General features: G+C 51.3%; 23 protein-coding genes. 16 read left to right on the top strand and 7 right to left on the bottom strand.

The features are described 5' to 3' along the window. The first annotated feature begins 87 nt into the window (after window positions 1–87). The 9 genes from tuf to rpoC all read left to right on the top strand — a co-directional run bounded on the left by tuf (window position 88) and on the right by rpoC (window position 13427). On the top strand, window positions 88–1272 hold the full coding sequence (gene tuf / locus ACXAGQ_RS27460) for an elongation factor Tu (protein WP_107301234.1): 1185 nt from the start codon (window positions 88–90) through the stop codon (window positions 1270–1272). Window positions 1273–1488: 216 nt separating this feature from the next. Then, window positions 1489–1866 carry a preprotein translocase subunit SecE gene (gene secE, locus ACXAGQ_RS27455; RefSeq protein WP_281025905.1) on the top strand — a complete coding sequence of 126 codons (378 nt, stop codon included), beginning with the start codon at window positions 1489–1491 and terminating at the stop codon, window positions 1864–1866. An 11-nt stretch (window positions 1867–1877) separates the two neighbouring features. Beyond that, window positions 1878–2423, top strand: coding sequence for a transcription termination/antitermination protein NusG (nusG, locus tag ACXAGQ_RS27450; protein ID WP_039458779.1), 546 nt, complete (start codon window positions 1878–1880; stop codon window positions 2421–2423). Window positions 2424–2547: 124 nt separating this feature from the next. After that, window positions 2548–2976 carry a 50S ribosomal protein L11 gene (gene rplK / locus ACXAGQ_RS27445; protein ID WP_007462791.1) on the top strand — a complete coding sequence of 143 codons (429 nt, stop codon included), beginning with the start codon at window positions 2548–2550 and terminating at the stop codon, window positions 2974–2976. Window positions 2977–2980: 4 nt separating this feature from the next. Then, window positions 2981–3685 (top strand): 50S ribosomal protein L1, encoded by a 705-nt coding sequence (gene rplA / locus ACXAGQ_RS27440; protein WP_475258245.1) that lies wholly within the window; start codon window positions 2981–2983, stop codon window positions 3683–3685. A gap of 254 nt (window positions 3686–3939) precedes the next feature. Next, window positions 3940–4434, top strand: a complete 495-nt coding sequence (gene rplJ, locus ACXAGQ_RS27435) for a 50S ribosomal protein L10 (protein ID WP_036817332.1) — start codon at window positions 3940–3942, stop codon at window positions 4432–4434. A 61-nt stretch (window positions 4435–4495) separates the two neighbouring features. Next, window positions 4496–4861, top strand: coding sequence for a 50S ribosomal protein L7/L12 (rplL, locus tag ACXAGQ_RS27430; RefSeq protein ID WP_107301231.1), 366 nt, complete (start codon window positions 4496–4498; stop codon window positions 4859–4861). Window positions 4862–5084: 223 nt separating this feature from the next. Beyond that, window positions 5085–9110 carry a DNA-directed RNA polymerase subunit beta gene (rpoB, locus tag ACXAGQ_RS27425; RefSeq protein ID WP_475258244.1) on the top strand — a complete coding sequence of 1342 codons (4026 nt, stop codon included), beginning with the start codon at window positions 5085–5087 and terminating at the stop codon, window positions 9108–9110. Between the two features lie 99 nt (window positions 9111–9209). After that, complete coding sequence (gene rpoC, locus ACXAGQ_RS27420; protein WP_475258242.1) at window positions 9210–13427, top strand: DNA-directed RNA polymerase subunit beta'; 4218 nt, start codon at window positions 9210–9212, stop codon at window positions 13425–13427. A 218-nt stretch (window positions 13428–13645) separates the two neighbouring features. Here the strand turns inward: rpoC and rsd are convergent, their stop codons facing one another. Next, window positions 13646–14134 (bottom strand): sigma D regulator, encoded by a 489-nt coding sequence (gene rsd / locus ACXAGQ_RS27415; RefSeq protein ID WP_475258265.1) that lies wholly within the window; start codon window positions 14132–14134, stop codon window positions 13646–13648. 143 nt (window positions 14135–14277) lie between these two features. Between rsd and nudC the strand changes: the two genes are divergently transcribed. Next, the gene (nudC, locus tag ACXAGQ_RS27410; protein WP_475258241.1) at window positions 14278–15060 is read left to right on the top strand and encodes an NAD(+) diphosphatase; all 783 of its coding nucleotides are present in this window, start codon (window positions 14278–14280) and stop codon (window positions 15058–15060) included. Between the two features lie 291 nt (window positions 15061–15351). After that, the gene (gene hemE / locus ACXAGQ_RS27405; RefSeq protein WP_475258239.1) at window positions 15352–16419 is read left to right on the top strand and encodes a uroporphyrinogen decarboxylase; all 1068 of its coding nucleotides are present in this window, start codon (window positions 15352–15354) and stop codon (window positions 16417–16419) included. A 161-nt stretch (window positions 16420–16580) separates the two neighbouring features. Here hemE and ACXAGQ_RS27400 read toward each other — a convergent pair whose 3' ends face one another. Continuing rightward, the gene (locus ACXAGQ_RS27400) at window positions 16581–17195 is read right to left on the bottom strand and encodes a uracil-DNA glycosylase family protein (protein WP_475258237.1); all 615 of its coding nucleotides are present in this window, start codon (window positions 17193–17195) and stop codon (window positions 16581–16583) included. Between the two features lie 19 nt (window positions 17196–17214). After that, window positions 17215–18126, bottom strand: coding sequence for a D-2-hydroxyacid dehydrogenase (locus ACXAGQ_RS27395; RefSeq protein WP_475258235.1), 912 nt, complete (start codon window positions 18124–18126; stop codon window positions 17215–17217). 103 nt (window positions 18127–18229) lie between these two features. Between ACXAGQ_RS27395 and ACXAGQ_RS27390 the strand changes: the two genes are divergently transcribed. Further along, a complete protein-coding gene (locus ACXAGQ_RS27390) occupies window positions 18230–18817 on the top strand; it encodes a YjaG family protein (protein ID WP_475258234.1) in 588 nt (195 codons plus the stop codon). 321 nt (window positions 18818–19138) lie between these two features. Here the strand turns inward: ACXAGQ_RS27390 and ACXAGQ_RS27385 are convergent, their stop codons facing one another. Further along, the gene (locus tag ACXAGQ_RS27385; RefSeq protein WP_475258232.1) at window positions 19139–19291 is read right to left on the bottom strand and encodes a hypothetical protein; all 153 of its coding nucleotides are present in this window, start codon (window positions 19289–19291) and stop codon (window positions 19139–19141) included. A 47-nt stretch (window positions 19292–19338) separates the two neighbouring features. On the opposite strand from ACXAGQ_RS27385, the gene brnQ reads away from it, so the two are divergent. Further along, window positions 19339–20640, top strand: a complete 1302-nt coding sequence (gene brnQ, locus ACXAGQ_RS27380; protein ID WP_475258231.1) for a branched-chain amino acid transport system II carrier protein — start codon at window positions 19339–19341, stop codon at window positions 20638–20640. Between the two features lie 112 nt (window positions 20641–20752). Here brnQ and ACXAGQ_RS27375 read toward each other — a convergent pair whose 3' ends face one another. Further along, the gene (locus ACXAGQ_RS27375; RefSeq protein WP_475258229.1) at window positions 20753–21808 is read right to left on the bottom strand and encodes a CNNM domain-containing protein; all 1056 of its coding nucleotides are present in this window, start codon (window positions 21806–21808) and stop codon (window positions 20753–20755) included. Window positions 21809–22035: 227 nt separating this feature from the next. Here ACXAGQ_RS27375 and hupA point away from each other — a divergent pair, with 227 nt between their 5' ends. Both hupA and ACXAGQ_RS27365 read left to right on the top strand, forming a co-directional pair. Continuing rightward, complete coding sequence (hupA, locus tag ACXAGQ_RS27370; protein ID WP_107301220.1) at window positions 22036–22308, top strand: nucleoid-associated protein HU-alpha; 273 nt, start codon at window positions 22036–22038, stop codon at window positions 22306–22308. A gap of 39 nt (window positions 22309–22347) precedes the next feature. Further along, window positions 22348–23049, top strand: coding sequence for a DUF1481 domain-containing protein (locus ACXAGQ_RS27365; protein WP_475258227.1), 702 nt, complete (start codon window positions 22348–22350; stop codon window positions 23047–23049). An 88-nt stretch (window positions 23050–23137) separates the two neighbouring features. Here ACXAGQ_RS27365 and purD read toward each other — a convergent pair whose 3' ends face one another. Both purD and purH read right to left on the bottom strand, forming a co-directional pair. Then, window positions 23138–24430, bottom strand: a complete 1293-nt coding sequence (gene purD / locus ACXAGQ_RS27360) for a phosphoribosylamine--glycine ligase (RefSeq protein ID WP_475258225.1) — start codon at window positions 24428–24430, stop codon at window positions 23138–23140. 211 nt (window positions 24431–24641) lie between these two features. Beyond that, a complete protein-coding gene (gene purH / locus ACXAGQ_RS27355; protein WP_475258223.1) occupies window positions 24642–26234 on the bottom strand; it encodes a bifunctional phosphoribosylaminoimidazolecarboxamide formyltransferase/IMP cyclohydrolase in 1593 nt (530 codons plus the stop codon). 221 nt (window positions 26235–26455) lie between these two features. Here purH and zntR point away from each other — a divergent pair, with 221 nt between their 5' ends. Beyond that, a complete protein-coding gene (zntR, locus tag ACXAGQ_RS27350) occupies window positions 26456–26926 on the top strand; it encodes a Zn(2+)-responsive transcriptional regulator (RefSeq protein WP_475258221.1) in 471 nt (156 codons plus the stop codon). The last annotated feature ends 34 nt before the right edge of the window (window positions 26927–26960 follow it).

Here is a 26960-nt window from a genome sequence, read left to right as displayed (position 1 = left end):
TCTTTTCTTTTGATATATACTCTACAAAACCCATGATTGGTTGTGTGGTCGTAATGCCACCAAATACCGTGCCTAGAGGGACTATCCATGTCTAAAGAAAAATTTGAACGTACTAAACCGCACGTTAACGTTGGTACTATCGGCCACGTTGACCACGGTAAAACTACTCTAACTGCTGCTATCTGTACTACTTTGTCAAAAGTATACGGTGGTGAAGCTAAAGACTTCGCATCTATCGATAACGCTCCAGAAGAGCGCGAGCGTGGTATCACAATCTCTACTTCTCACGTAGAGTACGATACTCCAACTCGTCACTACGCACACGTAGACTGCCCAGGACACGCCGATTACGTTAAAAACATGATCACTGGTGCTGCGCAGATGGACGGTGGTATCCTAGTTGTTGCTGCAACTGACGGCCCAATGCCTCAGACTCGTGAGCACATCCTACTAGGCCGTCAGGTTGGTATCCCTTACATCATCGTGTTCATGAACAAGTGTGACATGGTTGATGACGAAGAGCTTCTAGAGCTAGTTGAGATGGAAGTTCGTGAACTTCTTTCTGAGTACGAATTCCCAGGTGACGACTGCCCAGTAATCATGGGTTCTGCTCTTGGCGCTCTAAACGGCGAGAAAGAGTGGGAAGACAAGATCGTTGAGCTAGCTGAAGCACTAGACAACTACATCCCAGAGCCAGAGCGTGCGATCGACCGTCCGTTCATCCTACCTATCGAAGATGTATTCTCAATCCAGGGCCGTGGTACTGTTGTAACTGGTCGTGTTGAGCAGGGTATCATCACTGTAGGTGACGAAGTAGAAATCATCGGTATCAAAGAGACCACTACAACTACTTGTACTGGTGTTGAGATGTTCCGTAAGCTTCTTGACGAAGGCCGTGCTGGTGAGAACGTTGGTGTTCTTCTACGTGGTACTAAGCGTGACGAAGTTGAGCGTGGTCAGGTTCTTGCTAAGCCAGGTTCTATCACTCCGCACACTACTTTCGAATCAGAAGTATACGTTCTGTCTAAAGACGAAGGTGGCCGTCACACGCCATTCTTCAAAGGCTACCGTCCACAGTTCTACTTCCGTACAACTGACGTAACTGGTACTATCGAGCTACCAGAAGGCGTAGAAATGGTTATGCCTGGCGACAACATCCAGATGGTTGTTACTCTAATCGCTCCTATCGCGATGGACGAAGGTCTACGCTTCGCAATCCGTGAAGGTGGCCGTACCGTTGGTGCTGGTGTTGTAGCTAAGATCGTTGAATAATATTTGACGACTAGGTACTAAAAAGGGCATCATTTGATGCCCTTTTTCTGCGCTGTTGCTTGGTTTTGCATATTTTTTGCTCAAGCCTGCAGAGAAACTTTTTATTATGATGAAGTTTTTTGTTTGTAATTAAAGCTTTAGTGCTTTCCTTCATTGTTAGCCTCGCAAATGCGGGGTTATTTTCGTCTATATTGAGACTAGTTACAGGTTGGTTGTATGAAAGCGAATGCCGAAAACCAAAGCAGCTCCGGCGGTATGGACGGCCTTAAATGGGTCGCTGTATTTGCTCTGCTAGCTGCCGCTGTGGTTGGTAATTACCTGTACAGTGATGTTTCTGTAGTGCTACGCGCTGCCGCGGTTGTTGTCCTAGTGGCAGCGGCTGGTGGTATTGCTGCACTTACAGCAAAAGGTAAAACCGCGATTGCGTTTGCCCGCGAATCGCGCATGGAAGTCCGCAAGGTAGTATGGCCTACTCGTCAGGAAGCTACGCAGACAACCTTTATCGTTTTAGCTGTCACTGTCATTATGGCGTTAGCCTTGTGGGGCATCGACGGCATCATGGTCCGTCTAGTCCGCCTAGTTACCGGTGTGTGAGGTAAGAGTTCATGAGCGAAGCTCCAAAAAAACGATGGTATGTAGTACAGGCCTTCTCTGGTTTTGAAGGTCGTGTAGCACAATCCCTACGTGAGCATATTAAAATGCACGGCATGGAAGAGTACTTTGAAGAAGTGCTTGTCCCAACTGAAGAAGTTGTAGAAGTTCGTGCTGGCCAGCGCCGTAAGAGCGAGCGCAAGTTCTTCCCTGGCTATGTGCTTGTACAGATGGTGATGAACGATGAGACATGGCATCTGGTACGTAGTATCCCTCGTGTAATGGGGTTCATCGGCGGTACATCTGACCGTCCGGCTCCGATCTCTGATAAAGAGGCTGATGCAATCCTTAACCGCCTTGAGAAGGCGAGCGAATCACCTGTACACAAAACTGTGTTCGAACCGGGTGAAGTTGTCCGTGTTACTGACGGCCCGTTCGCAGACTTCAACGGCGTGGTGGAAGAAGTCGATTACGACAAGAGCCGCCTGAAGGTATCTGTATCAATCTTCGGCCGTGCAACTCCTGTTGAACTGGAGTTTGGCCAGGTCGAAAAAAGCTGATCATTAAATAATCAGTTTTAGTTGTCAGGGGCGTGAAATTGGACTATAATTTCGCGCCCTTTCGTTAGACGGGGAGTCTATTCCTAGAGATTAGACGTTCGAACCCAAATTAAGGTAAATAGCAATGGCTAAAAAAGTAGAAGCTTACATCAAGCTGCAAGTTGCAGCTGGTATGGCAAACCCAAGTCCACCGGTTGGTCCTGCACTAGGTCAGCACGGTGTGAACATCATGGAATTCTGTAAGGCGTTCAACGCTAAGACTGACTCAATCGAGAAAGGTCTACCGACTCCAGTTGTTATCACAGTATACAACGACCGTTCTTTCACGTTCATCACTAAGACTCCACCTGCTGCTGTTCTTCTTAAGAAAGCTGCTGGCGTTAAGTCTGGTTCTGGCCGTCCGAACACTGAGAAAGTTGGTACTGTAACTGACGCTCAGATCCAAGAGATCGCAGAAACTAAAGCTGCGGACATGACTGGTGCTGACATCGAAGCTATGAAGCGTTCGATTGCTGGTACTGCTCGTTCAATGGGTCTAGTGGTAGAGGGTTAAGACAATGGCAAAACTTACTAAACGTATGCGCGTAATCCGCGAGAAAGTTGATGTTAACCGCGAGTACGACATCAACGAAGCTGTTGCTCTTCTTAAAGAACTAGCTACTGCTAAATTTACTGAAAGCGTTGACGTTGCTGTTAACCTTGGCATCGATGCACGTAAATCTGACCAGAACGTTCGTGGTGCAACTGTACTACCAAACGGTACTGGCCGTGAAATCCGCGTAGCGGTATTCACTCAGGGTGCAAACGCTGAAGCTGCTAAAGAAGCTGGCGCTGACCTAGTAGGTATGGACGAACTAGCTGCACAGGTTAAGAAAGGCGAGATGAACTTCGACGTTGTTATCGCATCTCCAGATGCAATGCGCGTTGTAGGTCAGCTTGGTACTATTCTTGGTCCACGCGGTCTAATGCCAAACCCTAAAGTTGGTACTGTAACTCCTAACGTTGCTGAAGCTGTTAAGAACGCTAAAGCAGGTCAGGTTCGTTACCGTAACGACAAGAACGGCATCATCCACACTACTATCGGTAAAGTGGACTTCGACGCTGCTCAACTAAAAGAGAACCTAGAAGCTCTTCTAGTTGCTCTGAAGAAAGCTAAGCCTTCTTCAGCTAAAGGTACTTTCATCAAGAAAGTAAGCATCTCTACCACTATGGGTGCAGGTGTAGCGCTAGACCAGAATACTCTGGAAACTAACGCACAGTAATTTGCAGAAGCGCAAATTTCGTGTATAATTTGCGCTTCCGAATTCGTGGCTAAGGCTGTTGCCTCGGTAACAGCCTTCGTCAAAGACCGTAGGCGTCAACTCTCAGAGCTGACTTAATATCACCTACGTAGACGGTGCCAGAACATGATTGATGTAAGTCTTTCTTGGATCTGCGCCGTAAAAACTCTCCTGCCATACCGGCAGTGAGTGGTGTACAGTCCGGGACTTCCCGGCATAATCCAGGAGCAAATCCAATGGCATTGAACCTTCAAGACAAAAAAGCAATTGTTGCTGAAGTCAACGAAGCTGCCAATGGTGCCCTGTCTGCAGTTGTTGCTGACTCTCGTGGCGTTGCTGTGGGTGCGATGACTTCTCTGCGTAAACAAGCTCGTGAAAACGGCGTTTACCTGAAAGTTGTTCGTAACACACTAGCTCGTCGTGCAGTGGAAGGTACTGATTTCGAATGTCTTACTGAGACTTTCGTAGGTCCTACACTGATCGGTTTCTCTAACGAGCACCCAGGTGCTGCAGCGCGTCTTTTCAAAGACTTCGCTAAAGAGAACAAAGATTTCGAGATCAAAGCAGCCGCATTCGAAGGCGCTGTTGCTGACGTTGAAGTACTAGCAACTCTACCAACATACGACGAAGCGATTGCACGCCTAATGATGTGCATGAAAGAAGCGTCTGCTGGTAAGCTGGTACGTACTATCGCAGCTGTTCGCGATCAGAAAGAAGAAGCTGCGGCTTAATAGCCCTTGCTTTTCACTGATTGCTATTTAAACTAATTGTTGACTTTTAAAGAGAATTGTTATGTCTATCACTAACGAGCAAATCCTAGACGCAGTTGCAGAAATGTCTGTAATGCAAGTTGTTGAGCTAATCGAAGCTATGGAAGAGAAATTCGGCGTTACAGCTGCAGCAGCAGTAGTAGCGGGCGGCGCAGCTGCAGAAGCAGCTGAAGAGCAAACTGAATTCGACGTAATCCTAACAGCTGCTGGTCCTAACAAAGTTGCTACTATCAAAGCAGTACGTGGCGCGACTGGCCTAGGTCTTAAAGAAGCTAAAGCTCTAGTAGACGGCGCTCCAGCTCCTCTAAAAGAAGCTGTAGACAAAGCTGAAGCTGAAGCTCTTAAAGCTCAGCTAGAAGAAGCTGGTGCTTCTGTTGAAGTTAAGTAATAATTACTTAATTTCTTAGCCTTAATTGGCTAATGGCTGGTGGCTAAAAAGCCACCGGCCTTTTTGCGCTGTAGGGTAGTGGTGTTTTCACATTGTTTTGCGACCACTCTCCATGCAAAAAACAGTCCTGCTCTCGCGGAGCTGTTCCTACAAAAACAGTGTTATTAGTCACTGCTCCTCGTTTTGAGCAGTTTGGATCACTTATCAGCGATCTGAGGAACCTATGGTTTACTCTTATACCGAGAAAAAGCGTATCCGTAAGGATTTTGGTAAGCGTCCACAAGTTTTGGATGTACCATACTTGCTGTCGATCCAGCTTGAGTCTTTTAAAAAGTTCATCGAGCAGGATCCAGAAGGGCATTACGGTCTAGAAGCTGCCTTTCGTTCTGTTTTCCCAATTCAGAGCTATAACGGCAATTCCGAGCTGCAATACGTTAGCTATCGTCTCGGTGAGCCGGTCTTCGATGTTAAAGAATGTCAGATTCGTGGCGTAACGTACTCTGCACCACTTCGTGTGAAGCTTCGTCTTGTCATGTACGATAAAGACGCGCCAGCTGGCACAGTCAAAGACATTAAAGAACAAGAAGTTTACATGGGCGAAATTCCGCTCATGACAGATAACGGTACATTCGTTATTAACGGTACCGAGAGGGTTATCGTATCCCAGCTACACCGTAGCCCGGGTGTTTTCTTCGACAGCGATAAGGGTAAGACCCACTCCTCAGGTAAAGTGCTTTATAACGCACGCGTAATCCCATACCGTGGTTCATGGTTGGATTTCGAATTTGATCCTAAGGATAACGTATTCGTACGTATCGACCGTCGTCGTAAGCTTCCTGCTTCAATCATCCTGCGTGCGCTAGGCTACACTACCGAGCAGATCCTTGACATGTTCTTCGAGAAAGTAAACTTCGAAGTTCAGGGCAAGTCTCTTGTTATGGAGCTGCAACCAGAGCGTCTACGTGGTGAAACCGCCAGCTTCGATATCGAAGCCAACGGCAAGGTTTACGTTGAGCAAGGCCGCCGTATTACCGCTCGCCATATCCGCCAGCTAGGTAAAGACGGTGTTGACCACATCGAAGTCCCTGTTGAATACATCGTGGGTAAAATCGCATCACGTGATTACGTGAACGAGGAAACCGGCGAGCTGATCGCAGCAGCTAACCAGGAACTAAGCCTGGAAACACTAGCTCTGCTATCTCAGGCAGGTTACAAATCTCTAGAAGTTCTGTTTACGAACGATCTAGATTACGGTCCGTACATGTCTGACACCATCCGTGTCGACAGCACGACCGACCGTCTAAGCGCACTGGTAGAAATCTACCGCATGATGCGCCCGGGCGAGCCACCAACGCGCGAAGCGGCAGAGCAGCTTTTCGAAAGCTTGTTCTTCACTGAAGAGCGTTACGATCTATCTGCTGTGGGCCGTATGAAGTTCAACAGCTCGCTAGGTCGTGAAGAGTCTACAGGCCAGGGTACCCTAGACCACGCTGACATCATCGATGTAATGCGTCGTCTGATCGATATCCGTAACGGTAAAGGTGAAGTTGATGATATCGACCACCTAGGCAACCGCCGTATCCGTTCTGTAGGCGAGATGGCTGAAAACCAATTCCGAGTTGGTCTGGTACGTGTTGAGCGTGCTGTTAAAGAGCGCCTAAGCCTTGGCGATCTAGATGCAGTAATGCCTCAAGACCTAATCAATGCCAAGCCAATTTCTGCGGCAGTGAAAGAGTTCTTTGGCTCTTCTCAGCTGTCTCAGTTTATGGACCAGAACAACCCACTGTCAGAAGTTACTCACAAACGTCGTATCTCGGCGCTTGGCCCAGGTGGTCTGACTCGTGAGCGTGCTGGCTTTGAGGTTCGAGACGTACACGCGACCCACTACGGTCGTCTATGTCCGATCGAAACGCCGGAAGGTCCAAACATCGGTCTGATCAACTCACTGTCAGCGTTTGCTCAGTGTAACCCTTACGGTTTCTTGGAAACTCCATACCGTAAAGTGATCGACGGCAAGGTAACCGAAGAAATCGACTACCTATCTGCTATCGAAGAAGGCCATTACGTAATCGCTCAGGCGAACGCCGCGCTCAACGAAGACGGCTCTTTCGCTGACGAACTGATCACTGCCCGCCAGAAAGGTGAATCAGGTCTGCACCCACGTGACCATGTTCAGTACATGGACGTTGCAACCAACCAGGTTGTATCGGTGGCTGCGTCTCTGATCCCGTTCCTAGAGCACGATGATGCGAACCGTGCCCTTATGGGTGCGAACATGCAGCGTCAGGCAGTTCCTACTCTACGTGCTGACAAGCCGCTAGTAGGTACAGGTATCGAGCGTAACGTAGCGGTTGACTCCGGTGTTACAGCCGTAGCTAAACGTGGCGGTATGGTTCAGTCAGTAGATGCTTCTCGTATCGTTATCAAGGTTAACGAAGACGAGTTGGTACCAGGCGAAGCGGGTATCGACATCTACAACCTGACCAAGTACACCCGTTCTAACCAGAACACATGTATCAACCAGCGTCCAACTGTGATGCCGGGTGAGCCTGTGGCTCGTGGTGACGTACTAGCTGACGGTCCATCTACCGACCTTGGTGAACTAGCCCTTGGACAGAACATGCGTATCGCGTTCATGCCTTGGAACGGTTACAACTTCGAGGATTCCATCCTTGTATCTGAGCGTGTTGTACAGGAAGACCGCCTGACAACTATCCACATCCAAGAGCTATCTTGTGTGGCGCGTGATACTAAGCTAGGTGCGGAAGAAATCACTGCCGATATCCCGAACGTGGGTGAAGCAGCGCTATCTAAGCTGGATGAGTCAGGTATCGTTTACATCGGTGCTGAAGTTAAGGGTGGCGACATCCTAGTTGGTAAGGTGACACCTAAGGGTGAAACTCAGCTAACTCCTGAAGAGAAGCTACTACGTGCTATCTTCGGTGAGAAAGCGTCTGACGTGAAAGACTCTTCTCTACGCGTACCTAACTCTGTGTCTGGTACTATCATCGACGTTCAGGTATTTACCCGTGACGGCGTTGAGAAAGACAAGCGTGCGCTAGAAATCGAAGAGATGCAGCTGAAAGAAGCGAAGAAAGACATCACTGAAGAATTCCAGATCCTTGAGGGTGGTCTTCTTGCACGTGTTCGTACGCTTCTTCTTGCCGCGGGTTACAGCGAAGACAAGCTGTCTTCAATGGACCGCGAGAAGCTGTTCGCACAGACTCTTGATGACGAAGCACAGCAGAACCAGCTTGAGCAGCTAGCCGAGCAGTACGACGAGCTGAAAGCTGAGTTCGATAAGAAATTTGAAACCAAGCGCCGTAAGATCACTCAAGGTGATGACCTAGCGCCGGGTGTCCTTAAGATTGTTAAGGTATACCTAGCTGTTAAGCGTCGTATCCAGCCTGGTGATAAGATGGCGGGTCGTCACGGTAACAAGGGTGTAATCTCTAAGATTTGTCCTGTTGAAGACATGCCGTACGATGAAAAAGGTCAGACAGTAGATATCGTACTTAACCCGCTGGGTGTACCGTCCCGTATGAACATCGGTCAGATCCTGGAGACTCACTTGGGTCTTGCAGCGAAAGGTATCGGTGACAAGATCAACGAGATGCTTAAGCAGCAGCAGGAACTACACCAGTTCCGTAACTTCCTGCAGAAAGTGTACGATCTGGGCGACACACGCCAGAACGTAGACATTGCCGCACTAAGCGATGATGAAGTACGTACTCTGATCGGTAACCTGCGTAACGGTCTACCAATCGCGACACCTGTCTTCGACGGTGCGCCAGAAGCGTCTATCAAAGAACTTCTGAAATTGGGTGACCTACCAGAATCTGGTCAGCTGACTCTGTTTGACGGCCGTACTGGTGACAAGTTTGAGCGTCCTGTAACTGTTGGTTACATGTACATGCTGAAACTGAACCACTTGGTTGATGACAAGATGCATGCCCGTTCTACCGGTTCTTACAGCCTTGTTACTCAGCAGCCGCTGGGTGGTAAAGCTCAGTTCGGTGGTCAGCGTTTCGGTGAGATGGAAGTGTGGGCACTAGAAGCATATGGTGCCGCATACACCCTACAGGAAATGCTAACTGTTAAGTCGGATGACGTTAACGGCCGTACGAAGATGTACAAGAACATCGTCGATGGCGACCATCGTATGGAACCTGGTATGCCGGAATCGTTCAACGTATTGTTGAAAGAAATCCGCTCGTTGGGTATCAACATCGAGCTGGAAGACGAATAAGCCTCGGTTCATACCAAGATTTATTAGTTACTCCGGTATAAATATGAAGGCGCCAGCAGACTGGCGCCTTTATGGGTCAACTCCTCACAGGAGCCGAATGTGAAAGACTTACTTAAGTTTCTGAAAGCACAACACAAGACTGAAGAATTTGATGCAATCAAAATCGGTCTTGCTTCACCAGACATGATCCGTTCATGGTCTTTCGGTGAAGTTAAAAAACCAGAAACCATCAACTACCGTACTTTTAAGCCTGAGCGTGACGGTCTTTTCTGTGCACGTATCTTTGGCCCGGTAAAAGACTACGAGTGTCTTTGTGGCAAGTACAAGCGCCTGAAGCACCGTGGTGTTATCTGTGAAAAATGTGGTGTAGAAGTAACTCAGACTAAAGTGCGTCGTGAGCGCATGGGTCACATTGAGCTAGCTTCTCCTGTAGCCCACATCTGGTTCCTTAAGTCACTGCCATCTCGTATCGGTCTGTTAATGGACATGCCGCTACGTGACATCGAGCGTGTACTTTACTTTGAATCTTACGTGGTAATCGAACCTGGTATGACCAACCTTGAGCGTAGCCAGCTGCTGTCAGAAGAACAGTACCTGGATGCACTTGAAGAGTGGGGCGACGAGTTCGACGCGAAGATGGGTGCTGAAGCCGTTCAGGCACTTCTGGCCAATATGGACCTGAATGCTGAAATCGAGCTGATGCGCGAAGAGCTAGAAGAAACTAACTCTGAAACCAAGCGTAAGAAGCTTACTAAGCGTCTTAAGCTGGTAGAAGCATTCCTACAGTCAGGCAACAACCCAGAGTGGATGATCCTGTCTGTACTGCCAGTACTACCGCCGGATCTACGTCCGTTGGTACCGCTAGATGGTGGTCGTTTCGCTACTTCAGATCTGAACGATCTGTACCGTCGCGTTATCAACCGTAACAACCGTCTGAAGCGCCTACTGGACCTAGCAGCCCCTGACATCATCGTACGTAACGAAAAACGTATGCTGCAGGAGTCTGTTGATGCATTACTTGATAACGGTCGCCGTGGCCGCGCTATCACAGGTTCGAACAAGCGTCCTCTGAAATCTTTGGCTGACATGATCAAAGGTAAGCAGGGTCGTTTCCGTCAGAACCTACTTGGTAAGCGTGTAGACTACTCAGGTCGTTCTGTTATCACCGTAGGTCCATACCTACGCCTGCACCAGTGTGGTCTTCCTAAGAAGATGGCACTTGAGCTATTCAAACCATTTATCTACGGCAAACTAGAGACTCGTGGTCTGGCGACAACGATCAAAGCTGCTAAGAAGATGGTTGAGCGCGAAGAAGCTGTTGTTTGGGATATCCTAGACGAAGTGATCCGCGAACACCCAGTTATGCTTAACCGTGCACCAACACTGCACCGTTTGGGTATCCAGGCATTCGAACCAGTACTAATCGAAGGTAAAGCGATCCAGCTTCACCCACTAGTGTGTGCGGCATATAACGCCGACTTCGATGGTGACCAGATGGCGGTACACGTACCTCTAACGCTGGAAGCACAGCTAGAAGCACGTGCACTGATGATGTCTACCAACAACATCCTTTCACCAGCATCTGGTGATCCGATCATCGTACCTTCTCAGGACGTTGTATTGGGTCTTTACTACATGACTCGTGAAAAGATCAACGCGAAAGGCGAAGGCATGTACCTTGAAGGTCCTGCTGAAGCTGAAAAAGCTTACCGTACAGGTAATGCTGAGCTACACGCTCGCGTTAAGGTTCGTATCACTGAGCACAACAAAGACGAGCAGGGCAACCTGACGGCTGAAACTAAGCTGATTGATACGACTGTTGGTCGTGCAATGCTATGGACAATCGTACCGAAAGGTCTGTCTTACAGCCTTGTAAACACTGAAGCTCTGGGCAAGAAGCAGATCTCTAAACTGCTTAACACTTGTTACCGTGAACTGGGCATGAAAGATACTGTTATCTTTGCTGACCAGATCATGTACACAGGTTTTGCTTACGCGGCACTATCTGGTGTATCTGTTGGTATCGACGACATGGTTGTGCCAGAAGCGAAATACACCAAGATCGCCGAAGCCGAAGCTGAAGTTGCTGAAATCCAGGAGCAGTTCCAGTCAGGTCTTGTTACCGCGGGCGAGCGTTACAACAAAGTTATCGATATCTGGGCAACAGCCAACGAGCAGGTTGCTAAGGCGATGATGGATAACCTGTCTTTCGACACTGTTATCAACCGTGACGGCGAAGAAGAGCAGCAGAAATCGTTCAACAGCGTATACATGATGGCCGACTCAGGTGCTCGTGGTTCTGCGGCACAGATTCGTCAGCTAGCGGGTATGCGTGGTCTGATGGCTAAGCCGGATGGCTCAATCATCGAAACGCCGATCACAGCGAACTTCCGTGAAGGTCTGAACGTACTACAGTACTTCATCTCTACTCACGGTGCTCGTAAGGGTCTTGCCGATACTGCACTTAAGACTGCGAACTCCGGTTACCTAACACGTCGTCTAGTAGACGTTGCTCAGGACGTGGTAATCACGTCTGATGACTGTGGCACTCACGAAGGTATCACCATGATGCCTCTGATCGAGGGTGGTGACGTTAAAGAGCAACTTGGTGATCGCGTTCTTGGCCGTGTTGTTGCAGAAGACGTTATCAAGCCGGGTACAGACGAAGTTCTAGCGCCACGTAATACGCTTCTTGATGAGAAGTGGTGTGACATCCTAGAAGCGAACTCTGTTGACCAGGTGAAAGTACGCTCTGTGGTAACCTGTCAGAATGACTTCGGTTGTTGTAAGAACTGTTACGGTCGTGACCTAGCACGTGGTCACCTAGTGAACCAGGGTGAAGCGGTTGGTGTTGTTGCAGCACAGTCAATCGGTGAGCCGGGTACACAGCTTACGATGCGTACGTTCCACATCGGTGGTGCGGCATCTGCGGCAGCGGCTGAGAACAGCATCCAGGTTAAGAACAACGGTTCGATGAAACTACACAATGCCAAGTTTGTTACTAACAACGAAGGCAAGCTAGTTATCACTTCTCGTGCCTCAGAAATGAGCGTTATCGATGAGTTCGGCCGTACCAAAGAGAACTACAAACTGCCATACGGCTCACACCTGACTAAAGGTGATGCTGCGGAAGTTAAAGCTGGCGAAGTTATCGCTAACTGGGACCCGCACACAATGCCAATCATCACTGAAGTGGCAGGTCGTGTTCAGTTCGTTGACCTAATCGATGGTGTCACTGTTTCTCGTCAGACTGATGAGCTAACAGGTCTGTCTATGATTACCGTACTAGACGCTGCAGAGCGTACCGGTGCTGGTAAAGACATGCGTCCAACGGTTAAGCTAGTTGACGAAAACGGTAACGATGTAATGATCGCCGGCACTGAAATGCCAGCTCAGTACTTCCTACCGGGTAAAGCAATCGTCCAGCTTGAAGACGGCGCAATGGTTGGTATCGGTGATACGCTAGCACGTATCCCGCAGGCATCTGGCGGTACGAAAGATATCACCGGTGGTCTACCACGAGTTGCTGACCTATTCGAAGCACGTAAGCCGAAAGAGCCTGCGATCCTTGCTGAAATCACTGGTACCGTATCGTTCGGTAAAGAGACTAAAGGCAAGCGTCGCTTGATCATCACGCCTGCAGAAGGCAACGCATACGAAGAAATGGTTCCTAAGTGGCGCCAGCTGAACGTATTCGAAGGTGAGAAGGTTGAGAAAGGTGATGTAATCGCCGATGGTCCAGAGGCTCCACACGATATCCTACGTCTGCGTGGCGTTCACGCCGTTGCAGAGTACATCGTGAACGAGGTTCAGGAAGTTTACCGTCTACAGGGCGTTAAGATTAACGATAAGCACATCGAGACTATCGTTCGTCAGATGCTTCGTAAGGCAACTATCCTGTCTTCTGGTGATTCTGAGTTCCTACCTGGCGAGCAGGTTGAGTTCTCTCGCATCACGATTGCGAACCGTAAGCTTGAAGCTGAAGGCAAGCTGCCAGCAACGTATGAGCGTGACCTACTGGGTATCACCAAAGCGTCGCTTGCAACTGAGTCGTTCATCTCGGCTGCATCTTTCCAGGAAACGACTCGCGTACTAACAGAAGCTGCGGTTTCTGGTAAGCGTGACGAGCTACGTGGCCTGAAAGAGAACGTAATCGTTGGTCGTCTGATCCCTGCTGGTACCGGTTTCGCGTACCACCAGAACCGTCAGCGCCAGCGTGATGCAGAGCTAGAGCCGGTTGCACCTCAGGTAGATGCAGAGCAGGCATCGCAAGATCTTGCAGCGCTTCTGAATGCTGGCCTAAACGACGAAAACTAATCGTTAGCTAACGCATTGAATAAAAGGGTACCTTCGGGTGCCCTTTTTTATTGCCTGCGAGTTGGCGGCAGTATGCTGGTGGGCGGAGGCGATATGTCGGTGCCGATACGGCACTGGTGCAGGCGGTATTTTGCAGGATGCGGGAATAAGGCGTATAAAAGGATAACCAGCCCGGTGAGTCACCAGGCTGGTGGCAGGTGAGGACAGGTACGAGCTGGCTAGGCGCCCGGTGGGCAGGCTAGGCTCTCGCTGATCAATTCGATGAGCTTGTCCTCAAGGGCAAAGCGGATTTCAATCAGCTCGCCGATGGCAGACAGATCATTGTCAAAGTCTGGTAGCTCGTCACCTTCATCTATATCGGTATATTTATCGCTGAAGTTCAGCAGGGGATCGGTGGTTTGGGTGATTTGTGCGTAGAGCTGGGAGATTTCTTCTGTCGGTGAAAAGCCGGTTGCGTTCCAGCGTTCCATGACCATATCGTAGATTTTAAAATGGCCTTCGGAGATATAGTCGACCAACTGTTGGCTGAATAGCTGGAGCTGGGAGGAAGTTGGAAGTTGGCGGTTATTACTTTCGAACGGGGGAAGTCCGGCTAACTTGCAGTAATCGATCAGCAATTGTTGCCGAGACATTAGCCAGTGGTCGATAACGTCACTGGTACCGCCCCATTGTTTTTGTACTTGCTCGAATTTACTTAACATGACCATGCCCTCATGATCTACAGTACCGAGTACTGGAAACAATACCTGTTAATCTCTTAAAAAAGAGAACCTTGAATTACGGATCCTTTTCCGTATTAACTTTAGATTGCCAGTAAAAACGATACCCTGCAAGGATGGATGTGACGTTGATGTTAAAAAAACAAGAAAAAGCCTATTGGTGCATAGTCAAAGATCGCCAGCTCTACTTGGAAGATCAACAACTTCCCCTCAAAGAGCCGAACGAAGTAGAGCTGGCTCTTGAAAACGTGGTGGAGGTTGGCCGATACCGGGACACACCGGTTTTCTGGCTCGAAGCGCCAGCAGAGTCTGATGAAAGTGAGCTTGGTAAGGGGGAGTTTGATAGCTTACGGGCATTACTGACCATAGACGGTGAGTTGTTTAATCTTGCTGGGCGCGCTATCCAATTGTCGCATATGCTGCATTCTCAGCGTTTTTGCCCACAATGTGGTAGCGAATGCCGGTTGGTCCATGCCGAGCTCGCTATGGCTTGCCAGGGCTGCCGTAGCCATCATTACCCGCGCCTGTCACCGTGCGTCATTGTCGCTGTATGTAATCAAGACAGAATTTTGTTGGCCCAGCATCCGCGCCACAAAACGGGTATGTATACCGTGATTGCTGGCTTTGTCGAAGCCGGGGAGACGCTGGAGCAGTGTGTGGCAAGGGAAGTCCTGGAAGAAACCGGGATACACGTGACCAATATTCGCTATTTCGGTAGCCAGCCATGGGCGTTTCCGTCCAACCTGATGATGGGCTTTTTGGCCGATTACCAAAGTGGCGAGCTTAACCCGGATTATGCCGAGCTCACTGACGCGGTCTGGGCGACGAAGGATGCCATGCCTGAGCTTGCCCCGCCGGGTACGATTGCCAGGGCGTTGATAGAGCATACCCTGACTTTGATGGGGCAGGCGTAAAACAATCGCTTGATGGCTTTGGCGGGTGATCAGGTGCTGGTGGCGAGGAGCCACCGAAAAACAGAATAAAAAAACCCTCCGCGAGGAGGGGTAAGGTGCAGTTATTTTGCCTTCTACGAGCAAAGTCATTGTTATTATTGCTAGCGCGCAGATTTTGTACCACGATAGCCCTGAGTGTCGCAAATCTGGTGACCAGATTGTTACTATAAACTTGATCCGGTTAACAAATGGCCTCTTTTGTTGACCGCCGTGAGTGATACAATACTCGCAAATAAAACCATGGAGTCCCAAATGAGCGAACTAAAGAATGACCGCTACCTTCGCGCTTTATTGAAGCAGCCAGTCGATTGCACCCCGGTATGGATGATGCGTCAGGCAGGGCGTTACCTACCTGAATACCGTGCAACTCGCAGCGTAGCCGGTGACTTCATGTCGCTATGTAAAAATGCTGAGCTTGCCAGTGAGGTGACACTACAGCCTCTTCGCCGCTTCCCGCTGGATGCGGCCATCCTGTTCTCAGATATTCTGACTATCCCGGATGCAATGGGATTGGGGCTGTACTTTGAAGCGGGTGAAGGACCAAAGTTCGAGCGTCCAATTACCTGCAAGGCCGATGTCGACAAGATTGGCCTGCCGGATCCGGAAGGCGAGCTGCAATACGTGATGAATGCCGTGCGCCAGATCCGCAAAGATCTGCAAGGCGAAGTGCCGTTGATCGGTTTTTCAGGCAGCCCGTGGACACTAGCGACCTACATGGTTGAGGGTGGCAGCTCGAAGGCCTTCACCAAAATCAAAAAGATGATGTACGCCGAGCCGCAAACCCTGCACCTGTTGCTCGATAAACTGGCTGACAGCGTTGTTGAGTACCTGAATGCGCAAATCAAAGCGGGCGCCCAGTCGGTAATGGTATTCGACACCTGGGGTGGCGTTCTGACACCGCGTGACTACAACGAGTTCTCGCTGCGCTACATGCACAAGATTGTCGATGGCCTGATCCGTGAAAATGATGGCCGCCGTGTACCGGTGACGCTATTTACCAAGAACGGCGGTATGTGGCTGGAGCAGATCGCTGCGACAGGCTGTGATGCCGTTGGCCTTGACTGGACCATCAATATTGCCGATGCCAAGAAGCGCGTGGGCGACAAAGTAGCGCTGCAGGGCAACATGGACCCATCGATGCTTTACGCTCAGCCAGAGCGTATCCGCGAGGAAGTCGCGACTATCCTTGAAGGCTTCGGTGACGGTGGTACTGGCCACGTATTCAACCTAGGCCACGGTATCCACCTGGATGTGCCGCCTGAGAATGCAGGTGTGTTTGTTGATGCGGTGCATGAGCTATCAAAGCCATACCATAAATAAAGCGGATCCTGGGTGCTAGGTTGCTAGGCCCTAGGAAAAAGCATGAAGAGCCCATACAGCTTGCTGTGTGGGCTTTTTTATTTTGAGATCCTAGGAAAAGACTAAGAGCTTGAAGCAATGGTATGACTTTAGGATATTTTTTCAGAACCCATAGCCAGGAACTAGGATCTAGGATCTCTCTTGTCTAGGTGCCGGTGGACGTACTCTCGGATATACGGCACCACTTCTTCTTCGAACCACGGGTTCTTCTTCAGCCATAGGGTGTTGCGTGGTGAGGGGTGCGGCATCGGGATGTACTGCGGCGCCCAGTTCCGCCACGCTTTTACGGTTTCTGTCAGCGTCTTAGGTTTGTCCTTGAGGTAGCGCTGCTGGGCGTACTGGCCGACCAGCAGGGTCATCCCGATATCGGGCAGCAGCGGCCACACCTGCGGGTGCCACTGCGGTGCGCATTCGGGGCGGGGCGGGAGGTCGCCGGACTTGCCCCGGCCCGGATAACACAGCCCCATCGGCATAATAGCGATGTGCTCGGGGTCATAGAAGGTCTCGCGGTCGAGATCCAGCCAGCGGCGGAGGCGGTCGCCGCTCGGATCGTTCCACGGGATCCCGGTTTCATGCACCTTAGTACCCGGTGCCTGGCCGATAATCATCAGACGGGCGCTGCTGGCAGCCTGGATGACTGGCCGCGGGCCGAACGGGAGATGATCCTGGCAGATCCGGCATTGGCTGATCTGATCGAGCAGGTTATCAAGTTGTTGCTTGTCTGCAGAAGGGCTCATATCGGCTCCGTGAATGGCATCAATAGCCTTGCTGAAAGTCTACGGTATAGCGCAATGACTGTTGTTTTGCCCAACGCTCGGCATTCTCACGGAAAATTTCCATGACTTGGTGGGGAAAACTTTCGGCGGCAATGTGCGGGGTGATAGTGATAGCCGGGTGCTGCCAGAAAGGATGACTCTCGGGCAGCGGTTCCTGCTTGAAGACATCGAGGAAGGCGTGGGCTATTGCACCGGACTCTAACGCACTGAACAAACCGGTTTCGCACAGGACGTTGCCCCGGCCGACGTTAAACAACATCGCCTTGCGGCAATAGCTTAGGCTGGTGGCATTGAGGATATCACTGGTATCGGAAGTCGCTGGCAAGGTGGAAACCACGATGTCTGCCTGTTCAAGTGCTTGATTGAGCTCGGCTAATGGCACCACAGCATCGAAAGCCGGCTCATTGGCTGTGCCAGAGCGATTGACCCCGACAAGCTTGAACCCCAATGCCTTGGCCGAACGGGCAAGGTGGCTGCCGATACTGCCTGTGCCCAATATCACCATTGTTTTGCCGGCAAGGGTGTTATAGGGGTGGGGCTGCCATTGGTTGGCCTGCTGCTGGGCTTGGTAGGTCACAAAGTGGCGCTGGTGGGCGATAGCCAACCCCAGCACGTATTCGCTGATCTGCTGGCCGAAGCAACCGCGGATATTGGTCAGGGTGTAATCTTGGCGCAGGCCTTTATTGGTTAAGGCATCGATGCCGGCAAAGGTTGATTGGACCCACTCAAGCGCCGGGAACTCATCGAGCAACGGGGCGACCTTCGGTGGATCGGCCAGCAAGATAGTGGCCTCTTGTGGGTTCTGGGTCAGCGCCAGCCCTTCTATCGGCTGCTTGGCGAACAGGGCTTCATAGGCAGCTTGCTGGCGGGAAACAATCATCAGTTTAGGCATCGTCGCTCCTTGGTGGTAGCACGGGGTTATCCGCTCTCCATGTATTGCAGTAGCAGGGGGATACAAGTAAGATCCGGGGCAAATCACAATTGCGGATTATCCCATGCTAAAGAATCCAGTTCAGCTCCGTTTAGAAAAATTAGAACCATGGCAACACATTACCTTTATGGTGTCTCTGTGTGAACGAATGTATCCCAACTATGCGTTCTTCTGTCAGCAAACGGAGTTCGCGGATGAGCAAAAATACCGCTCGATTCTGGACAGTATCTGGGAAATTTTGACAGTCAAAACCGCCAAGATTAACTTTGAAAAGCAGCTGGAGAAACTCGAAGAGTTGGTGCCAAATGCCGAAGAGTATGATTTGTATGCGGTAAACCCGGCGATTGATGCCTGTGCGGCGCTGGCTGATTTGCTCCATGCGATGCTCGACCGCGATTTGATGCTGGAAACGCTGGCCAAGCTAAGCTCGCTGTCTGCCGCAACCGTTGCGGATCTCGAATTTGCCCAGACCGGTGTGGAAATCACCAACGACAACCAGAAAGAAAATGAAGCGGTGTGTGCCGAGTGGGACATGCAGTGGGCAATTTTCCGCGCGCTGAAAGAAGCTGAACGCCGTGACATCGAGCTGATCAAAGGACTTCGCCAGGAGCTGCGCGAAGAGCCAGTCAGCAATATCGGTATCGAGCTGTAAGCAACCGTTATTCCATCGAGAAGGGCCATTGGGCCCTTTTTTTATGTTTGTTGCTCCTTGCTCGGCCCTAGGGGAAAGGCTGAGAAGAGAAAGGAAATCGCGCTTGGACGATATGTAACGGCACTGTGAAGTTTTAAATTTTACACATGGGCTTTTATGTTGGTGGTTTATGCTGGCTTTGTTGTTTAAGGTAATCCATTCCACTTATTTTATTTTTCTGCTTGTATTGCTCTGCTGTCGCCGTTTATAACAAAGGTATCGCGGAAAACGCCTTGTTTTCTGGTTTTTATTTTCTGTCAGCTAGGACGAGTTATGCCAGTATCAGCTATCAACACTGCTGTTTCCTGCAAGGGCTTCAAAGCCGTTGCGGCTAGCCTGCTCCTCCTGCTCTCTCTGGGTCTTATCCGGGGCTGACAGGCCGTATCTCAATTTTCCTGTCAGCTTGAAGCGAAGCTGATAGGTCAATATTCCCACCCGAATTCTCCTTAGTTTCCTTCAAGCCGGCTCGGTAGAGGATAACTATGTTAAGTGCACGCAACATCGCCGCCTTGGGCTTTATGACTTTCGCCATGTACCTTGGTGCCGGCAACCTGATCTTCCCTCCGTTCCTTGGCTTGCAGGCCGGTGAACATTTTGCTTCCGGTATGGCCGGGTTCCTGCTGACTGGCGTTGGCCTGCCGGCACTGGCATTGGTGATGGTAGCGCTGGTCAATGGGTCCGATAACCTGACCGCAGCCCTGCCCAAGCCTGTTGCGACTGGCTTTTGGGTGATGGTGTTTATAGTGATTGGCCCTGCCTTTGTGATCCCCCGCGCCATCACCGTCGCCTACCAGTTTAGTTTTGCCCCTTTTGTCGACGAGGCAGCATTGCTTCCTTTCACTGCAGTGTTCTGTTTGGCTGCCATCGTGTTTGCACTCTACCCGGGCAAGCTGGTCGATACGCTTGGCAAGTGGCTGACCCCGATGCTGGTGGTGATCCTTTCCGTGCTGGCTGCCACCGCTTTTATGTCTCCGGCTGGTGAGGCGTTGGCTGCAGTGGGGCCGTACCAGGAAAAGGCATTTGCCGAAGGGCTGACCCAAGGCTACATGACCATGGATGCGCTGGGCTCGATAGGCTTTGGCTGGATCATCTTCCGTGCTATTAGGGAAATGGGCGTGGAGTGCCCGAAAGCGACTGCAAAATACACCCTGATAGCTGCTATGATGTATGCCGTGGCGATGGCCCTGGTGTACCTGTCGTTGGCCTATATCGGCGCGACCAGTGCCAGCCTAGGCTCGGCATTTGGCAATGGCGGTGAGATCCTGACAGCGTTCACCTTGGCCCACTTCGGTACCTTGGGCAGTGTTTTGCTGGGGGCAGTAATGATTTTGGCCTGCTTGACGACCGCGATCGGTGTAACGACCGCAGGCAGCGAGTTTTACAGCCGTACCTTCCAGCCGGTGACTTACTCGCGCAGTGTATGGGTAACGATGATTGTCGCCGGGCTGGTGGCCAATCTTGGCTTGGAGCAGCTATTGGCGATCACCCTGCCGGTGGTTGTGGCCTTGCACCCCGTCGCCATTGCTTTGCTGGTTATTGCCCCGCTGCGCCGCCGCTTGGCAACACCGGCCGTGATGGCGGCAGTAATGACGGCCTTGGCCTTCGGCAGTGTCGATGCGGTTCATATCCTGGGCAAAATGCCTGCAGCGATCGATAGCTGGTTGGTGCAGTACCTGCCTCTATATAGCGATTATGCGGGTTGGGTGGTACCTAGTTTGGTAGTGATCGTGATAGGTGTTGTGGTTAGCCGGGCTACACGTCCTATGTTGGCGGTACAGTCTTGAATGAAAGGGTGAAACCTTGAAACCTTGAGATAAGGAAAAGGGGCCAAATGGCCCCTTTTATAATCGGTGATTCAATGCGGTCGCGAAGCGCGGTCGTTAATTGCCGGAGAGATTACTCGTCGTCTTTGCTTTCGATCACGCCGTGGGTTTTCTTCCACTTTTCCCAGCGCTGGTAGGCCAGCTGCTGCATGTCGGTGTTCTTGTCGGCTTCATCGACAATCTCCTCGCCCACCAAGTGCTCGAAGATATCTTCCATGGTCACTAGGCCCTGGACGGTGCCGTACTCGTCGACCACCAGTACCAGCTGGGAGCGCTCTTTCATCAGCTGCTCGAAAGCTTTTGGCACGCTAGAGTTGTTCATGATAACCGGTAGCGGACGCATCAAGGTGCCCAGCTCTTTCTGGCCGCGACCAGCCTGGCTTTCGGCAAACAGCTCAAGGCGGTGGACGAAGCCCAGGATATTGTCTTTCTGCTCACTATAAACCAGTGGGCGCGAAAACGGGCTGTCTTTATGGTTCGACAGGAACTCGTTGATCGGCTGCTCGGCGTCAACACGGAACAGCACCGGGCGTGGCGTCATGATTTTGGTGACGCTGACATCACGGAACTGCAGCAGGTTGGTCATGATCTTCGACTCACCTTCGGCTAGCTCGCCCGATTCTTTGGCCAGCATGGCCATCGCCGATAGCTCATCACGCAGCTTAGGCGCTTCATGGCCTCGTGACAGGCGGCGGGTAATTTGTTCTGACACCCAGACAAACGGCGTCAGGGCCCAGACCATCCAGCGCAGGGTTGATGCCGAGGCTGGTGCCAGCTGGCGCCAGTAGGTCGCACCGATGGTTTTCGGGATAATTTCTGAGAACAGCAAAATACCAATTGTCAGTACGCCGGAGAATACCCCCAGCCATTGGCTACCGAATACCACTGCAGCCTGGGCACCGGCTGTTGCCGCGCCGATAGTATGGGCGATGGTATTGAGGGTCAGGATCGATGCCAGCGGGCGGTCGATGTTGTCTTTCAGGGCCGCCAAGCGGTCTGCTGCTGGGTGGCCTTGCTGGCGCAGGGTACCAATGTAGCTAGGGGAGATGCTGAGAAGAACAGCTTCCAGGACTGAACAAATAAACGAAACACCAATCGCAACAGCGATGTAAATCGTAAGGAGTATCATGCTTACCTTAGTAATAATTAACGGATAACGCCTATATTAATCGGTGTTGAAGCGAATAAATACAACTATTTCAGCTCTCATATTAGTAACATTTTGTGAACTTGCGCTCAGTTTATGGTTAAAGAGTCCGCACCTAGCCACATCAAGGCTGACAAACCTTTGCCACACGGGCTTCTTTTGAATTAGAGTTGATGCGTCTTAAGAAAAAACCTTAGAAGGGAAACCTAATGAACAAGACCCAACTGATTGACCTGATCGCTGAAAAAGCGGATCTTTCTAAAGCTCAAGCTAAAGCTGCTCTAGAGTCTACACTAGACGGTATTACTGACGCGCTTAAAGAAGGTGACCAGGTTCAACTAATCGGCTTTGGTACTTTCAAAGTAAACCACCGTGCAGCGCGTACTGGCCGTAACCCACAAACGGGTCAGGAAATCCAGATCGCAGCAGCCAACGTACCAGCTTTCGTTGCTGGTAAAGCACTGAAAGACTCAGTGAAATAATCTATACTCCGCCAGGTATCTATCTGGCGGAGTTTTTCCATGAAGCGACTACTGACTTTTCTTACCCTCTCGCTATTAGCGGGATGTGCCTCCAATACAACAGTCCCCGAAAACAATCTTACGCCAGTGTTGACCCATACCGGTGGTCAGAGCCTTGGTGACAGCACGTCTATCTATTGGTATACCTCGCAGCAAAACCGCCCTGTCAGCCTGGCTGACCGCGTGATGGCCGGTGACTATGGTGATTACCGCACCGACTACCGCTGGCGCGATGGCAAGCTGCGTGAAATCAAGCGTGAAGGCAAGCAGCTCGACGAGCAGCAAATCAAGCCGTTTTCCCTGCATGTGCGCTACGACACCCTAGGCAATGCTGTTTTCCAGCGCTATACCCTCGGTGACGAGCTGATCCCACTCAGCGGCAACCAGTTACAGCAACTGGTGCAGGAAGCCAAGCATGGCGCTGATGTGGTCAAGCAGCAGCGCAAGGATGACTTGTCCTTGGTGCAGGGCTTCTGGCAACAGGGGCAGTTCTACCGCTGCGGCGACGAGCGCCAGCTCAAGGTGAACTTCAAGCCCGAACTACCTGACTATGTACAACAGCAACTGCAGACGCGCCAACAGGACGGGTATATGGCGGTGATCGGCCAGGTTCGCCGCGGTACCCTGACGGCGAATACCCTGTTGATGCTGAATGATAGCCAGCCTGCTTGCCTGAGTGCGCCAGTGCTGTTGGCTAACTGATTTCGTGATATTGGATTGCCGATAAGGCTAAAACGAAAAAACGCGCCCCAGGGGCGCGTTTTTATTAGGTTTGCTTGCTGAGACGCGATTAGGCGTCTTGCTGTTCGCGCTCAACGGCACGGTAGCCGATGTCGTTGCGGTGGAACATACCGTTCCAGCTAACCTGCTTGGTAAGCTCGTAGGCGCGTTGCTGGGCTTCAGAAACCGAATTGCCAAGTGCGGTCGCACACAGGACGCGGCCGCCGTTAGTCACGATGTCGCCTTCGGCGTTGGTTGCCGTACCGGCGTGGAAGATCTTCTGGCCTTCAACGTCAGTGCCAGGCAGGCTGATCACATCACCTTTGCCATAGCTTGCCGGGTAGCCGCCAGCGGCCAATACCACACCAATTGAGGCGCGCGGATCCCACTTGGACTCTGCTTGGTCTAGCTTCTCGTCAATCGCCATCAGGCAAAGCTCAACCAGGTCCGATTCCATGCGCATCATGATTGGCTGAGTTTCTGGATCGCCGAAGCGGCAGTTGTACTCGATAACTTTCGGCGTGCCGTCAGCAGCAATCATCAGGCCTGCGTACAGGAAGCCTGTGTACGGGTGGCCTTCTGCCGCCATACCGCGAACGGTCGGGTAGATCACCTCTTCCATGATGCGGTTGTGGATCTCTTGCGTCACGACAGGCGCTGGCGAGTAGGCACCCATACCGCCGGTATTCGGGCCGGTGTCCTTGTCGCCGACACGCTTGTGATCCTGGCTGGTGGCCATTGGCAAGACGTTCTCGCCATCAACCATCACGATGAAGCTTGCTTCCTCGCCTTCCAGGAACTCTTCGATAACCACGCGGCTACCGGCTTCGCCGAAGGCATTGCCAGCCAGCATGTCTTTGATAGCATCTTCTGCTTCTTCAAGGGTCATCGCGACGATAACGCCCTTACCGGCAGCCAGGCCGTCAGCCTTAACCACAATCGGTGCACCTTGCTCGCGCACGTAAGCCAGAGCAGGTTCGATTTCAGTGAAGTTAGCATAGGCGCCGGTCGGGATCTGGTGACGAGCCAGGAAGTCTTTGGTGAAGGCTTTGGAGCCTTCCAGCTGGGCTGCGGCTTCAGTTGGGCCGAAGATTGGCAGGCCAGCAGCACGGAAAGCGTCAACCACACCGATAACCAACGGTGCTTCAGGGCCAACAATGGTCAGCTCAATCGCTTTTTCTTTGGCAAAGGCAACCAGACCAGCAATGTCTTCAACGTCGATAGCTACGTTTTCCAGCTTAGGCTCTAGCGCGGTACCCGCATTGCCCGGGGCAACGAAAACAGTTTCAACCTTAGGGTTCTGTGCGGCTTTCCAGCCCAGTGCGTGTTCACGGCCGCCAGCGCCAATAATCAATACATTCATCATTTTACCTTTGATAGCTTCGCCACAAAGCCAATTTCTGTGTCACGCATGCTCACTTATGTCCATAAGCTCCGCGTGCGTTCCTTGAACTAGGCTCTATGGCTTTGCTCTAAAATTAAAAATTTTTAAGCTTTGTTATAGAGCTGACTCTACAACAGTCTGGGTTCTTAAAATCGAATAAGGCTCCGGGTTTCCCCGGAGCCTGTAGTGATTAGTGGCGGAAGTGGCGCATGCCAGTAAAGATCATCGCCATGCCGTGCTCGTCGGCAGCGTCAATCACTTCCTGGTCGCGCATCGAGCCACCTGGCTGGATAACACACTTGATGCCAGCCTCAGCTGCCGCGTCGATACCGTCGCGGAACGGGAAGAAGGCATCAGAAGCCATCACGCTACCCGCAACTTCCAAGTTCTCGTCTGCCGCTTTGATACCGGCAATTTTCGCTGAGTAAACGCGGCTCATCTGGCCAGCGCCCACACCGATAGTCATGTCGCCTTTGGCGTAAACAATCGCGTTAGACTTCACGAATTTAGCGACTTTCCAGCAGAAAAGCGCATCTTTCAGCTCTTCTTCTGTTGGCTGGCGCTTAGAAACCACTTTAAGGTCAGCCTCAGACACCATACCTTGGTCACGGTCTTGAACCAGCAGGCCGCCGTTAACGCGCTTCACGTCAAAGCCGGTTGTCTTGGTTGTCCACTCACCACACTCAAGTAGGCGAAGGTTCTTCTTGGCTGCAACAATTTCTACTGCTTCAGCTGAAACAGACGGTGCAATGATCACTTCAACGAACTGGCGCTCGGTGATCGCTGTTGCCGTTGCTGCATCAAGCTCGCGGTTGAATGCAATGATGCCGCCAAATGCCGATGTTGGGTCAGTTTTGAATGCGCGGTCGTAGGCTTCAAGGATGTTGTCACCCAGCGCTACACCACAAGGGTTGGCGTGTTTTACAATCACACAAGCTGGCTGGTCGAATTCTTTAACACACTCAAGAGCGGCATCGGTATCAGCGATGTTGTTGTAAGACAGGGCTTTGCCTTGGATCTGGCGAGCGGTCGCAACCGATGCTTCTTCCGGGTTGCTTTCTACGTAGAAGGCAGCAGCCTGATGGCTGTTTTCGCCGTAGCGCATGTCCTGCTTCTTCTCGAACTGCTGGTTGAAAGTACGAGGGAACTTTGACTCCTCATCGCCTTCCTTGTTGTCACCGTAAGACGGCACCATGGTACCGAAGTAGTTGGCGATCATACCGTCGTAAGCGGCCGTGTGCTCGAAAGCGGCAATTGCTAGGTCGAAACGGGTTGCATGAGTCAGTGAACCGTCATTGGTTGCCATTTCCGTCAGCACACGGTCGTAGTCGTGGGCATTAACGATAATGGTGACGTCTTTGTGGTTTTTAGCGGCAGAGCGAACCATGGTCGGGCCACCGATATCGATGTTCTCAACCGCATCTTCCAGGGTGCAATCTGGGTTGGCAACCGTGGCTGCGAACGGGTAGAGGTTCACGACAACCATGTCGATTGGAGCGATACCGTGCTCGCTCATCACAGCATCGTCAGTGCCGCGACGGCCCAGAACACCACCATGGATTTTCGGGTGTAGGGTCTTGACGCGACCGTCCATCATTTCAGGGAAGCCTGTGTGATCGGAAACTTCAGTCACCTTGATACCCTGCTCGGCAAGCAGGCGGGCTGTGCCACCTGTAGACAGGATGTCGACACCACGATCAGCTAGTGCTTGGGCGAACTCAACAATACCAGTTTTGTCTGACACGCTAATTAGCGCACGGCGGATAGGACGAGCGTTTTCCATTGCAACCATCTCTTTGTAAACACGGAGGACTATTTGCCAAAAGCCAGGCGAGAGAGGCTGGCTTTTGGTAAATACCCTCGTCTAGAATCGAAGATATACACAGTGCTGCTGTTGGTGCGTTGTGATCAACGTGGCATATTTTACATTAATTTCACCACTACGCAAACGTTTGCTTTTTGTTGTCTGCTTTGTTGTTTGCGCAGTCTTGAAGGTAGGGCGGTATGTATTTGATTGGCCAGCTGGCTAAGCATTGCGGTGTCAGTAGCGATACCTTGCGATTTTACGAGAAGAATGGCTTGCTGGTCCCTGCAGGGCGAAGCGAGAGCGGTTACCGTCTCTATAGCGATGACGACCTGTCGCGGATCCATTTTATCCTCCGGGCCAAGGCCATTGGCCTGAGCCTGGATGAAATCAGGGAGCTGCTGGATATTCGCCTCGAGGCCAGCCAGCACAGCTGCGCCGAGGTCAAGGCGATCACCCAGGCCAAGCTGGACGAGGTTGACCGTAAGATGGCGGAGCTGTCACGGATCCGCAATGCCCTGAAAAAAATCAATGATGCCTGTTGCGGCGATGTTGATGACGATGCCAGCCATTGCTCTATCCTTGAAGCGCTGGGGGACGATGAGTCGGAGACTGCCCAAGAGAGCGAGAGCCGCTGTTGCAGCGGTCGGGTTACGTGCACCGAGCAATAGCCTGAAATGAGTGCGATAACGATAAATTATATTG

This window comes from Photobacterium sp. ABD4_091 (genome assembly GCF_056160145.1).
This window is presented reverse-complemented; position numbering and strand designations above follow the sequence as displayed.

Bases quoted from the DNA above. Each gene is read 5' to 3' on its own strand.
- tuf (WP_107301234.1), top strand. From the start codon at position 88: ATGTCTAAAGAAAAATTTGAACGTACTAAACCGCACGTTAACGTTGGT.
- secE (WP_281025905.1), top strand. From the start codon at position 1,489: ATGAAAGCGAATGCCGAAAACCAAAGCAGCTCCGGCGGTATGGACGGC.
- nusG (WP_039458779.1), top strand. From the start codon at position 1,878: ATGAGCGAAGCTCCAAAAAAACGATGGTATGTAGTACAGGCCTTCTCT.
- rplK (WP_007462791.1), top strand. From the start codon at position 2,548: ATGGCTAAAAAAGTAGAAGCTTACATCAAGCTGCAAGTTGCAGCTGGT.
- rplA (WP_475258245.1), top strand. From the start codon at position 2,981: ATGGCAAAACTTACTAAACGTATGCGCGTAATCCGCGAGAAAGTTGAT.
- rplJ (WP_036817332.1), top strand. From the start codon at position 3,940: ATGGCATTGAACCTTCAAGACAAAAAAGCAATTGTTGCTGAAGTCAAC.
- rplL (WP_107301231.1), top strand. From the start codon at position 4,496: ATGTCTATCACTAACGAGCAAATCCTAGACGCAGTTGCAGAAATGTCT.
- rpoB (WP_475258244.1), top strand. From the start codon at position 5,085: ATGGTTTACTCTTATACCGAGAAAAAGCGTATCCGTAAGGATTTTGGT.
- rsd (WP_475258265.1), bottom strand. From the start codon at position 14,134: ATGGTCATGTTAAGTAAATTCGAGCAAGTACAAAAACAATGGGGCGGT.
- nudC (WP_475258241.1), top strand. From the start codon at position 14,278: ATGTTAAAAAAACAAGAAAAAGCCTATTGGTGCATAGTCAAAGATCGC.
- hemE (WP_475258239.1), top strand. From the start codon at position 15,352: ATGAGCGAACTAAAGAATGACCGCTACCTTCGCGCTTTATTGAAGCAG.
- ACXAGQ_RS27400 (WP_475258237.1), bottom strand. From the start codon at position 17,195: ATGAGCCCTTCTGCAGACAAGCAACAACTTGATAACCTGCTCGATCAG.
- ACXAGQ_RS27395 (WP_475258235.1), bottom strand. From the start codon at position 18,126: ATGCCTAAACTGATGATTGTTTCCCGCCAGCAAGCTGCCTATGAAGCC.
- ACXAGQ_RS27390 (WP_475258234.1), top strand. From the start codon at position 18,230: ATGCTAAAGAATCCAGTTCAGCTCCGTTTAGAAAAATTAGAACCATGG.
- brnQ (WP_475258231.1), top strand. From the start codon at position 19,339: ATGTTAAGTGCACGCAACATCGCCGCCTTGGGCTTTATGACTTTCGCC.
- ACXAGQ_RS27375 (WP_475258229.1), bottom strand. From the start codon at position 21,808: ATGATACTCCTTACGATTTACATCGCTGTTGCGATTGGTGTTTCGTTT.
- hupA (WP_107301220.1), top strand. From the start codon at position 22,036: ATGAACAAGACCCAACTGATTGACCTGATCGCTGAAAAAGCGGATCTT.
- ACXAGQ_RS27365 (WP_475258227.1), top strand. From the start codon at position 22,348: ATGAAGCGACTACTGACTTTTCTTACCCTCTCGCTATTAGCGGGATGT.
- purD (WP_475258225.1), bottom strand. From the start codon at position 24,430: ATGAATGTATTGATTATTGGCGCTGGCGGCCGTGAACACGCACTGGGC.
- purH (WP_475258223.1), bottom strand. From the start codon at position 26,234: ATGGAAAACGCTCGTCCTATCCGCCGTGCGCTAATTAGCGTGTCAGAC.
- zntR (WP_475258221.1), top strand. From the start codon at position 26,456: ATGTATTTGATTGGCCAGCTGGCTAAGCATTGCGGTGTCAGTAGCGAT.